This window comes from Amedibacillus dolichus DSM 3991, from assembly GCF_000154285.1.
In the GTDB taxonomy this organism is placed as follows: Bacteria; Bacillota_I; Bacilli_A; order Erysipelotrichales; family Erysipelotrichaceae; genus Amedibacillus; species Amedibacillus dolichus.
In genome coordinates this window covers 1-13,681 of record NZ_DS483475.1, presented here as the reverse complement: position 1 = coordinate 13,681, position 13,681 = coordinate 1, and the positions used below count along the sequence as shown (strand labels likewise).

At 38.7% G+C, this 13,681-nt stretch carries 10 protein-coding genes; 5 read left to right on the top strand and 5 right to left on the bottom strand.

Annotated features, from left to right (window positions below; all coding sequences use genetic code 11):
• Window positions 1-52: 52 nt before the first annotated feature.
• Entirely contained in the window at window positions 53-607 is a 555-nt protein-coding gene (locus tag EUBDOL_RS04865) for an NUDIX hydrolase (protein ID WP_004799169.1), read from the top strand.
• Between the two features lie 37 nt (window positions 608-644).
• On the opposite strand, the gene EUBDOL_RS04860 is transcribed toward EUBDOL_RS04865, so the two are convergent.
• The 3 genes from EUBDOL_RS04860 to parE all read right to left on the bottom strand — a co-directional run bounded on the left by EUBDOL_RS04860 (window position 645) and on the right by parE (window position 6,009).
• Window positions 645-1,325, bottom strand: a complete 681-nt coding sequence (locus EUBDOL_RS04860) for a hypothetical protein (protein ID WP_022420171.1) — start codon at window positions 1,323-1,325, stop codon at window positions 645-647.
• 248 nt (window positions 1,326-1,573) lie between these two features.
• Window positions 1,574-4,081 (bottom strand): DNA topoisomerase IV subunit A, encoded by a 2,508-nt coding sequence (gene parC, locus EUBDOL_RS04855; RefSeq protein ID WP_004799163.1) that lies wholly within the window; start codon window positions 4,079-4,081, stop codon window positions 1,574-1,576.
• Window positions 4,078-6,009 (bottom strand): DNA topoisomerase IV subunit B, encoded by a 1,932-nt coding sequence (gene parE, locus EUBDOL_RS04850; protein ID WP_004799162.1) that lies wholly within the window; start codon window positions 6,007-6,009, stop codon window positions 4,078-4,080. The genes parC and parE overlap by 4 nt, the downstream gene beginning before the upstream one ends.
• Window positions 6,010-6,203: 194 nt before the next feature.
• Here parE and plsY point away from each other — a divergent pair, with 194 nt between their 5' ends.
• Both plsY and EUBDOL_RS04840 read left to right on the top strand, forming a co-directional pair.
• On the top strand, window positions 6,204-6,815 hold the full coding sequence (gene plsY, locus EUBDOL_RS04845; RefSeq protein ID WP_004799158.1) for a glycerol-3-phosphate 1-O-acyltransferase PlsY: 612 nt from the start codon (window positions 6,204-6,206) through the stop codon (window positions 6,813-6,815).
• A gap of 144 nt (window positions 6,816-6,959) precedes the next feature.
• Window positions 6,960-8,144 carry a glycosyltransferase family 2 protein gene (locus tag EUBDOL_RS04840; RefSeq protein ID WP_004799156.1) on the top strand — a complete coding sequence of 395 codons (1,185 nt, stop codon included), beginning with the start codon at window positions 6,960-6,962 and terminating at the stop codon, window positions 8,142-8,144.
• A gap of 83 nt (window positions 8,145-8,227) precedes the next feature.
• Here the strand turns inward: EUBDOL_RS04840 and EUBDOL_RS04835 are convergent, their stop codons facing one another.
• Both EUBDOL_RS04835 and EUBDOL_RS04830 read right to left on the bottom strand, forming a co-directional pair.
• Window positions 8,228-8,617: a hypothetical protein gene (locus EUBDOL_RS04835; protein ID WP_004799155.1), complete on the bottom strand. Its 390-nt coding sequence runs from the start codon at window positions 8,615-8,617 to the stop codon at window positions 8,228-8,230.
• A gap of 225 nt (window positions 8,618-8,842) precedes the next feature.
• On the bottom strand, window positions 8,843-10,396 hold the full coding sequence (locus EUBDOL_RS04830; RefSeq protein ID WP_040463175.1) for an ABC-F family ATP-binding cassette domain-containing protein: 1,554 nt from the start codon (window positions 10,394-10,396) through the stop codon (window positions 8,843-8,845).
• 148 nt (window positions 10,397-10,544) lie between these two features.
• Here EUBDOL_RS04830 and EUBDOL_RS04825 point away from each other — a divergent pair, with 148 nt between their 5' ends.
• The gene (locus EUBDOL_RS04825; protein WP_004799152.1) at window positions 10,545-12,905 is read left to right on the top strand and encodes an HAD-IC family P-type ATPase; all 2,361 of its coding nucleotides are present in this window, start codon (window positions 10,545-10,547) and stop codon (window positions 12,903-12,905) included.
• 86 nt (window positions 12,906-12,991) lie between these two features.
• Window positions 12,992-13,600: a stage II sporulation protein M gene (locus EUBDOL_RS10950; RefSeq protein WP_050750076.1), complete on the top strand. Its 609-nt coding sequence runs from the start codon at window positions 12,992-12,994 to the stop codon at window positions 13,598-13,600.
• Window positions 13,601-13,681: the final 81 nt, after the last annotated feature.

The following is a 13,681-nucleotide window of genomic DNA, read 5'->3' as shown; positions in this document are numbered from 1 at the left end:
TTCATACTCATACAAACAAAAGCCATGTATAATAGAGTTAGAGGTGAAGGATATGGAAACCAAATTAACAAGTGAAACCATCTACGAAGGAAAGATTTTTCGCGTCAACAAGGATCAAGTCATCTTGGACGATCAAATGGTTGTTCAACGGGACATCGTACATCATCATGGCGGCGTCGGTGTCTTAGCCATTTCAGATAACAAGCTTTTATTCGTCAAGCAATATCGCTATGCCATCGCACAAACCACCTTGGAAATTCCTGCCGGTAAGCTTGAAAAGGGCGAAAACCCCTACGATAGTGCCTTACGTGAATTGGAAGAAGAAAGCGGCTATACATGCAAACAGCTTCATCGCTTATGCGAAATATATTCCACTCCCGGCTTTTGCAGTGAAAAGCTTTATATTTATTATACCAATGAGCTTATCCCAGTAGAGCAGCCTCGTGCAATGGACTGTGATGAACGTATTGAGCTTGTTTGGTATACACTTGATGAAGCATTAAGTAAGATTCAAACAACAGAAATCACCGATGCCAAAACGATCATTGCGATTCAATTTGCTAAACTTCATGAAACAGAGTTATGTCAAAAAGAGCCTAAACAGTGAACTTCACTTTTAGACTCTTTTTTATTTTGAGAATTGCCTACTTTATATGCTCGTTTCTATATGCAGCCAGATCCTCATTTATATTCGTTGTATTATTTTTTATTTTAAGCTTTTCTAGACTTGAAATATCTTGTGTATTTCTATCTAACCCTATAACTTCTCGCAAGCCGTTTCCAAGTCCAATAACTTCATACCTATTCATATCATCACTAAATTTCAAATATATTAAATACGATTTTCCTGCTTCCACATGAATATCATTTTCAAGCAAGATATCTACATAGGCAGGTGCTTGCTCATTGTTTTTATCTAATAAATACGCACGTTTCTCTTGATCTGCTTGCGGCTGTGCAGCATTCCATTTACTATATTCGATTACTCCACCCGGCTTTGCATATTCGATTTCTTCCTCAACAGAAAGGTTACCACTCAGTACATGTAAAACTGTTAATCGACCATACGTATAACCTACAACATCATTATATTTCATATCCGCATCACGAATGGTATCAATTCTTCCGATAACTCTGGAATCCGAAATACTTTGCATATATTCAGGAGTATATTCATAAACAAACTCGGCACTTACCTCAACCTTTTGTATCTGTTCGGAAGATATTTTATCTGTATAAGCGTAAAATTGTTCATCATCGACAGCGGCTTGACTACAACCTACCAAACAAAACACAGCAACTACACTAACAAATGCTTTTTTCATTTTCATTCGCTCCTTTCTTGAATCCTATTTCATCATCAATCCTAAATATACCGTATTTCTACCGTTCTTTATTCATTTATATTATAACAATTATAACTTGAAAATGATACTATCTTCTAAGCGCACAATTGCGTTTCTTATAAGAAAGCTTGCATTATTAGAAATGAATGAGCGATATATATGACTATTAAAACAATCGTTTATGTGTTCATAAAACACGCCACTTTTCTAAGTAGCGTGTTATTGGGTTATTCAAATAAAGTAAATTCTTTGATATGCTCTGCTTCTGCTTCCTTATCTGCTTCTTCTTTTTTCAACAATTCGATTTCTTCTACATGCAGAGTCGGTGTAAATAAGTAATATTCTTCATCACGAACAAGAGGAGCTGAGAATGTCGCTTCCTTGTTCATCAATGCAATATCCTTTGATACAACACTGCAAATATCTTTGCCCATGATATATACTTCATCATTCAGATCATACATCTGTAAATGAGCAATCTTATAAGGTTTAGATTTGACCTTTTTACAAAGCATATTTCCTTTCGCAGGTCGTCCGGTAATCTCGATTTCAGAAAGCTTCATACGCTTCACTGCACCGTTCTTGCTAAAGACAACCAACTGCTTGTTATCTTGATGATAGATGCAGGCATCACCAATCACATCATCGACTAATTTCATGGCTTTAACGCCCTTACTACGTGGTGAGGTCAGCGGTACCATATCCAATGGGTAACGCACTGCAAAGCCCGTTTCACTAGCTATAAAAATTTCATCTCCGTCATAAGCAATAAAGCTGCGTATCACTTCATCACCATCTAAAAGTTTCATGTTGCTCATCGTCTTATTATTACGTGATACCTCATATTCACTTAAGGCGGATTTTTTTATCAAGCCCATGCGTGTAACAGATACGACGTATGCTTGGCTTTGAAAGCTTTTCACAACAAAGGCATCGGTAATCTTTTCTTCTCCGCGCATGCGAATACCGGCATTCAGGTGCGTTCCGACATCTTTCCATTTTGCTTCTTCTAGTTCATACACCGGCACATAGCCATACGTCCCCATATTTGTGAAAAATAAAATCTTATCCAAGGTACTGACCTCTCCACAACCAATCAGACGATCGCCTTCCTTCAAGCCACATAAGGAATCACTGGAAGCATTGTAGCTGCGCAAGGAAACACGCTTGGCATAACCATCACGAGAAAGCGTAAACATAACTTGCTCCTCATTGATCATCGCAAGCTTATCAATCACAATTTCTTCGATCGTTTCTTCGATCTTGGTAAGTCGCGGTGTCGGGAAAGCCGTATTTACTGCCTTCAGCTCTTGAATCATGACCTTGCGAAGCACCTTTGGATCATCGAGAATACAATGCAGATGGGCAATTTCTTTTTGCAGCTGTTCGCTTTCCTCCTGCAACAAGGTTATATCAGTGCTGGATAAGCGATATAGACGCATCGTAACGATTGCTTCCGCTTGCTCCTCACTAAACGAGAAGGCTTCGATGATTTTACGTTTGGAATCGGCCTTATCCTTTGAAGATCGAATGAGCGCAATGATTTCGTCCAATACGGAAATTGCTCGAATCAAGCCTTCCAAAATATGACAACGCTTTTCTTTTTTATCCAAATCATAGCGACTGCGCTTTTCAATCACTTCCACACGATGAGCAATAAACGCATCTAACATGGCAACTAAGCCCATCTGTACAGGACGCTTATTCACAATGGCAACTACATTATAATTATAAGAAACCTGTAAATCGGTATTCTTATACAAATAGTTTAAAATCAGCTGTGCATCGGCATCTTTTTTAATGTCGATAACAACTCTTAAGCCATTGCGATCACTTTCATCACGTACATCTAAGATACCTTCGATTTTTTTATTTAAACGAACCTCATCAATCTTTTTGACCATATTACTTTTCACGACTTCATAAGGTATCTCATGAACGATGATCTGCTGTATGGTTTTGGTTTGTTCAATAGAAACCTTGCTGCGAATCATGATTCTTCCCTTACCGGTTCGAAAAGCATCTTTAATACCATCAATCCCCTGTACGATCGCACCGGTTGGAAAATCCGGTCCGTGCATATACTCCATCAATTCTTCTAAGGAGCATTTCGGATTTCGAATACGATAAATAGTTGCTTGAATAGCCTCATTCAAATTATGCGGAGGAATATTGGTCGCATATCCGGCAGCAATTCCGGTAATTCCATTTACAAGCAAGTTTGGATAGCTTGCCGGCAAAACAGTTGGCTCATACGCTGTATCATCAAAATTCAAAGACCAAGTAACGGTATCCTTTTCAATATCTTTTAATAAATACTCACTGATCTTTCCAAGTCTTGCTTCGGTGTAACGCATTGCCGCTGCCGGATCATCATCAATCGAACCGTTATTTCCCTGCATATCAATTTGCGGGTGTCGGATTTTCCATTCCTGCGACATACGTACCATCGCATCATAAACGCTGCTGTCTCCATGAGGGTGATAATTACCGATAACCAAACCAACGGTTTTTGCTGATTTGCGATACGCCTTATCCCATAAATTTCCATCTTCATACATAGCATATAGAATACGACGTTGCACCGGTTTTAACCCATCTCGTGCATCTGGCAAAGCTCGATCTTGAATAATGTACTTTGAATAGCTGCCAAAACGAGAACCCATAATTTCTTCTAATGGCGTTGCGATGATAGTGGAATTATCATGTTCGAAAATATCGTCCTTTTTTTTCATCGTTTCGCCTCCGTTTCATAAGTATCTTCCATCGTAAAGGATACATTATCTTCGATCCATGTACGACGTACATCTGCCTTATCTCCCATCAATACCGATACCCTCTTTTCCGCAAGGAAGGCATCGTCAATGGTAACCTGAATCAAGGTGCGTGTTGCCGGCGACATGGTCGTTTCCCATAGCTGATCGGCATTCATTTCACCAAGACCTTTATAGCGCTGTAAGGTATAGCCCTTTGGAAAGGTTTTACGAATACGATCCAATTCCTCATCGCTCCATGCATATTGAATCTCCTTGCCCTTTTGTAATTTATACAATGGCGGCAAAGCGATATACACCATACCCTTTTCGATCAGCTCCTTCATATAGCGATAAAAGAAGGTTAATAATAGGGTTTGAATATGCGCGCCATCGGTATCGGCATCGGTCATAATAATAACTTTGTGATAACTAGCATCTTCTGCATGAAAGTTAGCGCCAACTCCTGCCCCCAACGCATGAATGATCGTATTTAATTCTTCATTTTTTTCAATATTGGCAATGCTTGCCTTTTCAGTATTTAATACCTTTCCACGCAAAGGCAAAATGGCTTGATAGCGAGAGTCTCTTCCTTGTTTTGCACTGCCACCGGCAGAATCTCCCTCGACCAAGTATAATTCCTTTTTCCGTGCATCTTTGGATTGCGCACTGGCAAGCTTCCCGGATAAAATCTTTTCGCTTTTTCCTTTCGCTTTTCCTTTTCTGGCATCTTCACGTGCTTTGCGAGCTGCCTCACGTGCCTGAGAAGCGCGCTGCATCTTTTTAATCAGCGTAAGTGCCAACTCCTTATTTTCCTCCAACCAAAAGCTCAGCTTCTCACTCACTAGCTGATCGACTGCGTTTTTAGCTTCGGGAGTACCCAATTTCCCTTTTGTTTGCCCTTCAAACTGCAATAAATTTTCGGGTATGCCTAACGATAAAATGATCGTTAAGCCTTCTCGCACATCACTGCCTTCAAAGTTTTTATCCTTATCCTTTAAAATCCCATTTCTTCGCGCATACTCATTAAACACTTTGGTAAAAGCGTTTTTCGCTCCTGTTTCATGTGTTCCTCCGTCCTTAGTACGCACAATATTCACAAAGGAAAAGATATTTTCCTGATATTCATCGGTATATTGAAAAGCACAATCAACCTTAATATCATTCACCATACCGCTAAATGCTACCGGCTGATGAAAGGTTTGCTTATCCTCATGCAAATAATCCATAAAGGCTGTTAAACCATTTGCATAATGATAACGAACCTCACGTTCCTTTCCTACTCGCTCATCACGCACCTCTAAACAAAGCCCCTCTAATAAAAAGGCATCTTCCTGTGCACGTTCTGCAATTTGTGAAAAAGAATATTTGGTCGTTGAAAAAATATGCTTATCTGCTTTAAAGCGCACGATACTTCCTGTTTTATTGGTTTTTCCAAGAACCTTTAGCTTACCGACCTTACTGCCGCCATCTTCAAAACGAATTTGATGAATTTTGCCATCTCGATGAATCGTTACCTCTACCCATTCACTCAAAGCATTGACAACACTGGCACCCACACCATGTAAACCACCGCTGGTTTTATATCCACCCTCACTGGTGAACTTTCCTCCGGCATGAAGCACCGTATAAATAACCTGCACAGCAGGTACACCGCTGGCATGCATATCCACCGGCATTCCTCGCCCATGATCCTCTACACAAATGACATCACCTTCTTCAAGGGTAATACGAATCGTATCTCCATAGCCATTTAAAGCCTCGTCAATGGAATTATCAACGATTTCCCAAACCAAATGATGCAGACCTCTGCGATCTGTTGAACCTATATACATTCCCGGTCGTTTACGTACAGCTTCCAGTCCGTCAAGAATTTGTATGCTGCTGCCATCATACACCTTTTCTGCCATACTGCCACCTCTTTCTGTTATCTTCGTGCATAAACCTTGTCTAAGTTTATCAAATATCAGCTAAAAGCGCAACCGCAAGAAAACACACTGCTGTTTGATAAGAAAAACCTAAAAAATGCATTTCCTTTATTTTTCTTTGCTATATTTAATTATTTAGTGATAAAATAAGATCGTTAAAGAAATGAGGTCTCAAAATGAATTGGTATTGGATTTTGTATATTGGTTTAGGATATGTATTAGGCTCTATTCCTTTTGCACTTGTTATCGGTAAGTTTTTTTACCATACTGATGTAAGAAATTACGGAAGTGGAAATTTAGGAGGTACCAATGCCGGACGAGTGCTTGGTAAAAAAGCCGGTATTTCCGTTATTGTCTGTGATATTTTAAAGGTCGTAGTCGCAGTCGGCATAGTATCCCTATACGATCAGGAGGCAAGTATTTGGGCAGGCTTTGCGGCATGCCTAGGACATTGTTATCCGCTTTTCGCCCATTTCCACGGTGGCAAAGCAGTCGCAACCATGTTTGGTTTCTTGGTATCCACGTCCCTTTTTACCTTTCAAAATGCTTGGTATGTCGTTATTCCTCTAATCGCATTTTTGATTGTATTGTATATTGGAAAAATGGTATCCTTGGCAAGTATGTGTGCAGCAGTTGTTTCTACCTTGTATATTACTTTTATGCAGGCCAGCATAAGTATGGAGGTTGTTATAGCCAGTTGGCTATTAACCATTTTGGTTATTTATCGACATCGTTCCAACATTGTGAAGATCAAAAACGGAAACGAGAATAAAATCACTTGGCTCTAATATCAAAAAGTGGCACTTGCCGCTTTTTTCATGATAGCTATTCATAAAGCAATGTATTCTTTTGCATTTTTTACGAAATACTTGACAATCCTACAGTGTTTGTTATATTTAATAAAGTTTTAAAGTGTATGGAGGTAATAAACTATGGGATATTTTCTTTTTGTGATAGCATTATTCTTACTTTTCTTATCCTCAATTTATCTCCTTTATCTTAGCTTGTTTTATGTTCTTCATCAAAAACGGTATGCTTCAAAAAACCATGCGCCTACCTATGAGGACCAACGCTTTGCGATCTTAATTCCCGCTCGCAATGAAGCAAATGTTATCGAGGCATCTTTAAAGGCACTGCATCAGCTAGACTATCCAAAAAATCAATATGATATTTATGTTCTTATTAACAATACATGCGATGATACCTTAGAGCGTGTGGAGCACTTTGGAGATCATGCTTATTTATGCCAAAATACTATCCGCTGTAAGGGTGATGTATTAGAGGAGTTTTTTTCCAAAACAGCAATTTTAGAAAGCTATGATGCCTTTGTCATCTTAGATGCCGATAATCGCATTGATAAAGACTTTCTGCATGCCTGTGCAAGCTCCATTCATAATGGCTATCGCGTAGCACAAGGTATGAAAACCGCTTATAACCCATATCAAAGCTGGGTAGCCGGCGCATCAAGCTTGTATTTCTCTTTAGCCAATCATTTTATCAATATCCCTCGTGGTACGAAAACCTATTCCGGAATGATTTTCGGCTCCGGCTTTTATATAACCTCCGACTTCTTGAAAAAGCATGGCGGTTGGCATACAACCTCTGTTACCGAAGATATTGATATGACCTTTCTATGCCTTAGTGAAGAAGAAACGATCGGTGTTATGAACGATGCCATTACCTATGACGTACAGCCTCTTCACTTTGCAGATGCGTGGAAGCAACGCAAGCGATGGATCAGCGGAGATATGCAGGTGCGCAAAAAATTCCAAAAGCAATTATGGAAAACCTTTTGCAAACGTCCAAACATTGCCAACTTCGATCATCTCATGCTTCTGTATGTCGGTGATATGGCGAGCATTGCCGGCTTGCTGATGCTTTTGTTGATTGTATTGTTGGCAATCTATGCACCGACTTTATTGCTACTCATCTTTTTCTTACAGTGGATATTTTCCATCTTGCTTGGCTTATATTATGCACATAAAGCTCACTTTGCCGTAAGCAAGATGTGGAACAGCTTTCTGTGGCTTTGGGTATATATGTTAAGCTTCTATATCATCGGCTTATTATCTTTCTTTCATAAGGAAACCGATTGGAAAGAAATCAAGCATATATAAAGGACGTAGGAACTACATCAAGTAGTTTCTATGTCCTTTTTTATTCTTTACAAAGCTGTTTCTTTTATTGAGTCTTAATATATTTAAGCATCAAAGACCTTGCTCGTTTTTCGACATATCTTCATTGTCGGCAGTCTTTCTATGATATCCATTTGAAATTCAATATTAAAAAGCTGTGATTGATTACGACTTGGCAGCATTGCTTCAAAAAGCATGTCAAATGAAATCATAGTTCCCCTAACACATACATCATGATTGCTTATATCAGCTATTGTTTCTTTGGTTCCATTTCCTAAATACTTCACAATTTCTTCAGGTGATAGCTGTTTATATTCCTCTATAAATTCTTTAAATAAGTATGCTAAAATTTGTTTGTTACAGAGAAGTCTTTTACAGCTTCTTGCATAGGCCATACGTTCACTTAACTGCTGCGCTTTTGTAGGTATATCTTCTTGTATTTTAGATTTCTCCATTGTTTTCCTCCTTTTTCATTGCTTTTTTCACAAAGTATATACAATTTCTTATACAGCTATCATGTCATACTGCATCACCTCCGATTTGCTCAAAGACAAATATATTCTTGAGTCTTACAATAGGTAATACGATAAGTTTAGATAAAAACAGAAAAGTATTTTAAACTTTTTATATCAAGCAGATTTAAAAATAAAAAAGAAGCTTATCATTCGCTTCTTTCTTAATTACAATATTTTGGTTGTCCATTGCTCCAAATCCCATACATCATCGACAATATCCATATAAAAGCTTGGATCATGGGATACCAACAACACCGTCCCTTTATATTCCTTCAACGCTCGTTTCAGTTCTTCTTTTGCGTCAATATCCAAATGATTGGTCGGTTCATCTAAAACCAACACATTACAAGGACGATTCATAATTACCGCTAAGCGCACTTTGGCTTGTTCCCCTCCGGATAGCACACAGATTGCCGATTCGATGTGATCACTTGTCAATGCACATTTCGCAAGCGCCGCTCGTACCTCTTGATTCATATAGCTTGGAAACTGTTCCCAAAAATATTCCAATGCAGTCTTAGATGATGCAGCACTTTCCTGTTCGAAAAAACCGACTTCCGCATAGGGATCAACCTCAACCATTCCATGAAACGGAGGTAAAAGACCCAATAGCGTTTTTAACAGCGTCGTTTTCCCTAAACCGTTCACACCTTTGATTGCGACCTTGTGATTGCGTTCTAAAGTTAAATTCATAGGTGAGGTTAATGCTTCTTCATACCCGATTACAAGATCCTTTGCCTCAAAGATCACACGTCCCGGAGTTCTGGCAGATATAAATTGAAATTCGGGCTTTATCTTTTCCTTTGGCTTACTGATAAGCTCCATCTTATCTAGCTTTTTCTGACGCGAATGTGCCATGTTACGTGTAGCAACTCTTGCCTTATTGCGAGCAATAAAATCCTCCAAATCGTTGATTTCTCTTTGTTGGCGCTCATAAGCCGCAAGCTGCTGTCGCTGCTTCATTGCATATTGTTCCTCAAAATACGCATAATCTCCTGCATAACGTGTCAATTCTTTGTTTTCGATATGATAGATCAAATTGATTACATTATTTAAAAACGGAATATCATGCGAAACCAACAAAAACGCATTTTCATAGTTTTGTAAGAAAGTGGTAAGCCAGCGTATATGCTCCTCATCTAAATAATTCGTCGGTTCATCTAAAATCAAGATCATCGGATTTTCCAATAACAGCTTGGCAAGTAACACCTTCATACGTTGCCCGCCGGATAGCATTGTAACGTCCTTATCCAAACCTAGATCCAATAAGCCTAAGCCGCTTGCGACCTCATTGATTTTTGTATCAATCATATAAAAGCCGCTATGCTCTAAAATATCCTGTATTTCTCCTACGTCCTGCATAAGTATGTTCATTTCATCTTCGCTGCAATTACACATTTTCTCATACATCTGCAGCAGCTCTTTTTCTAATTCAAATAAGTGCGCAAAGGCTGTTTCCAACACCTGATGAATGCTCATGCCTTTGCTAAGTACGGTATACTGATCCAAATAACCGGTCGTAATATGCCGACACCATTCCACCTTTCCGCTTTCCGGCGCCAGCTTGCCGCAAATAATATTTAAAAAGGTACTTTTTCCCTCACCATTTGCACCAATCAGACCGACATGCTCTCCCTTCAGCAAACGAAAGGAAACATCTTCTAAAATGGAACGACCTCCAAAGCTATGAGAAACATGCTCTACATTTAAAATACTCACTAACATTCCTCCAAACAATATGGTTAGTATACCATGCTTATTTACTTCTTAAAAGCTTTCTTGCCTGAAAAAAATACAAAAAATTACAATAACGTAAGACTATAAGCTCACATGATTTGATATAATAGATACACGAGGTGAACGCAACATGGCACGAAACATCGACAACCATACAAGCATTACGTATGGACTCTCTGCAAAAGAAGTAAATCAACGTATAGAAGCCGGTTTCAGCAATCAACAAAGCAATCAGGAAACCAAAAGCTACCAAGATATTTTTCGCGATAATATTTTTACTTTATTTAATCTTATCAATGCAATTTTAGCCGGTCTGATCATTTTTATCGGTTCTTTTAAAAACCTGCTGTTTTTAGGAGTCGTAGTATCCAATTTAGTCATTGGCATCGTTCAGGAGCTACGTGCAAAAAAAGTATTGGATCGTTTACGTCTGATTACACAGCCATACGTGCAAGTGCTTCGTGATGGAAACATCGTAGAGCTTACAACCCAAGAATTGGTGCTTGATGATATTATGCTGCTGGCAAGCGGTTCTCAAATCTGTGCCGATGCTTTTGTTTGCGAAGGCCGCTTAGAAGTAAATGAATCTCTAGTAACCGGCGAGTCCGATATCATTATCAAACAGGTTGGCGATACACTGTATTCCGGAAGCTTTGTGGTAAGCGGCAATGCAAAGGTACAGGTTTACCATGTCGGCGATGATAATTATGCCCAAACCATCGTCAAAGATGCCAAAGTCTTTCGTAAGCATAAATCGCAGTTACGCGACAGCATTAACTTTATTATTAAAACAATCGGTATTATCATCATACCCATGGGTATTCTATTATTCAGCAAGCAAATGTTTTTAACTCAATCCGGCTTAGAAGATAGCATCGTTTCAACCGTTGCTGCTTTGATTGGCATGATTCCGGAAGGACTTGTATTGCTGACAAGTATCGCTTTGGCTGTTGGTTCTGTCAACTTAGCTCGCCGCAAAACTTTGGTGCAGGAACTGTATTGCATTGAAACTTTGGCTAGAGTAGATGTTTTATGCTTGGATAAAACCGGTACGATTACCGAAGGAAATATGCGTGTAGAAAATATGATTCTCTATGATGAGCGTTGGGATATGCCGGATATTTTAAGTAACATGATGAAGGTATTAACCGATGATAATGCTACGGCACTTGCGATTCGACAATTTGCTAAGCAGCCAAAAACAAATAAGATCGCTGTTCACTCGATTCCCTTCTCCAGTGCTCGTAAGCTAAGTGCAGTCAGTTTTCAAGAGGAAGGCACCTATACATTAGGCGCTTATGAATTTGTATGCAATCAAGAAGATCCAACTATTCGCAAACAGATTGACGAACAAACCAAGCTTGGCAATCGCGTTCTTGTATTAGCCCATAGCGATGACGATATTCTTGAAGAAACGCTCCCTCATAAGCAAAAGGTTCTTGGTTTGCTGATTCTCAGCGATCCTATCCGAAAAGAAGCTCCTCAAACATTGGATTATTTTTTAGCGCAGGGAGTAGATGTTAAGATTATCAGCGGTGATGATCCGAAAACAGTACATGCTATCGCACGGAAAGCACATTTAAAAAGCTATGATCGCTATATTGATATGTCAACTGTAGAAGATTCGCAAATTTCCGAGGTCGTTGAACAATATACTGTTTTCGGTAGAGTGTCTCCGCAACAAAAGAAAATGATGCTTCATGCCTTAAAGGAAAACGGACATATCACTGCTATGATAGGTGATGGTGTAAATGATGTCATGGCCTTAAAGGAAGCGGATTGCAGCATCTCCGTTGCTCAAGGAAGTGAGGCTGCCAAGAATATCGCAAATCTTGTTTTATTAAATAATAATTTTGCAAATATGCCTCACATTGTTAAAGAGGGACGCCGTGTCATCAATAACATTCAACGCTCTGCTTCTCTTTTCTTGGTAAAAACAACCTTTTCTACTCTGCTTAGCTTTTTAACCTTATTTTTCATGCGGAATTATCCTTTTGAGCCGATTCAATTAACCTTAATTTCTACTTTGACAATCGGTATCCCCTCCTTCTTTTTAGCCTTAGAAGCCAATTATGCACGGGTAGAAGGAAACTTCCTTATCAATGTATTCAGTAAAGCGCTTCCCGGAGCTCTATGTGTGGTATTAAGCATTCTCTATGTTAATATGCTTTCTCTAGTCCTACCACTTAGTAAAGATGTCATATCTACCATGTGTGTAATAATGACCGCTGCTACGCTCATTGTTGTCTTATATCGCGTCTGCACTCCCTTTTCAAAAAAACGCTTTCTCTTGTTTTCCATTATGACAAGTGCCTTTCTTCTAGCAATTCTATGTATTCCCAGCTTTTTCAATCTTGTACGACTTCCGCTTTACGCATTTATCTTGACACTTATCGGAATTTTTGCAATTCCGTTTGTTATGAATGCATTACGTCAAATCGGACATTTCTTTCATTTAAAAGAACGAATTTTACGCATAGCAAAATCATAACCTTGTATTTTTCTTGATTTTCCTTTATACTTATAAAACATAGGCCGTTAAAAACGGCTTTATTCATGTTAAAGGAGTTTTCAATCATGCAAAAATTAAAATATTATGGGTGGCAGCATTTTCGCAGCTTTTATAAAGATCACATACAAATGACCGTCTTGCTATGTACCGCTCTTTTTATCGGAAGTATTTTACTTTTTTCCGTTCTGCTCGGAAATAATGCCGGCTTAGCAACTAAACTGCTTATTCGTATTGATCCTAACATTTCAACACTGCTAAGCTTCCATGGAATCTTACCGACACTGATTAAAAATCTATTTACCGGTTTTTATCTTATTGCCTTAGGAATAATTCCATTTTTGTATATACCTGCAATCTTCACTGTTTTTAACGGTAGTTTGATCGGTATTTTATTTGGTGCTACCTCTTATACCAATATTTCTCACAGCATGATTCTGGTAAACATACTGCCCCATGGCATCGTTTTTATTCCTACCATTATCTTATCCGCAGCTTGTGGTATTTATGTATGCAAAACGATCTCCAATCGTATTTTACACAAACAACACATTTACCTTTACAAAGACTTACTCCCTCTTATGCTTCGTACCTATTTTTTAATCATTGCCCCACTCATGATTGTTTCCACGCTTATTGAAGTTTTTATTACTCCTCTTATCATCGCTTTGATATAAAAAGCTTAGCTTGCCAATTGCTTTTTAATAATCACTATTCTTTTGATTTTAATACTCATATATAGATAAAAACGCACGTAT

What these genes read in the sequence shown, in the direction of transcription:
- EUBDOL_RS04865 (WP_004799169.1), top strand. Translation starts at nt 53, where the DNA reads ATGGAAACCAAATTAACAAGTGAAACCATCTACGAAGGAAAGATTTTT.
- EUBDOL_RS04860 (WP_022420171.1), bottom strand. Translation starts at nt 1,325, where the DNA reads ATGAAAAAAGCATTTGTTAGTGTAGTTGCTGTGTTTTGTTTGGTAGGT.
- parC (WP_004799163.1), bottom strand. Translation starts at nt 4,081, where the DNA reads ATGAAAAAAAAGGACGATATTTTCGAACATGATAATTCCACTATCATC.
- parE (WP_004799162.1), bottom strand. Translation starts at nt 6,009, where the DNA reads ATGGCAGAAAAGGTGTATGATGGCAGCAGCATACAAATTCTTGACGGA.
- plsY (WP_004799158.1), top strand. Translation starts at nt 6,204, where the DNA reads ATGAATTGGTATTGGATTTTGTATATTGGTTTAGGATATGTATTAGGC.
- EUBDOL_RS04840 (WP_004799156.1), top strand. Translation starts at nt 6,960, where the DNA reads ATGGGATATTTTCTTTTTGTGATAGCATTATTCTTACTTTTCTTATCC.
- EUBDOL_RS04835 (WP_004799155.1), bottom strand. Translation starts at nt 8,617, where the DNA reads ATGGAGAAATCTAAAATACAAGAAGATATACCTACAAAAGCGCAGCAG.
- EUBDOL_RS04825 (WP_004799152.1), top strand. Translation starts at nt 10,545, where the DNA reads ATGGCACGAAACATCGACAACCATACAAGCATTACGTATGGACTCTCT.
- EUBDOL_RS10950 (WP_050750076.1), top strand. Translation starts at nt 12,992, where the DNA reads ATGCAAAAATTAAAATATTATGGGTGGCAGCATTTTCGCAGCTTTTAT.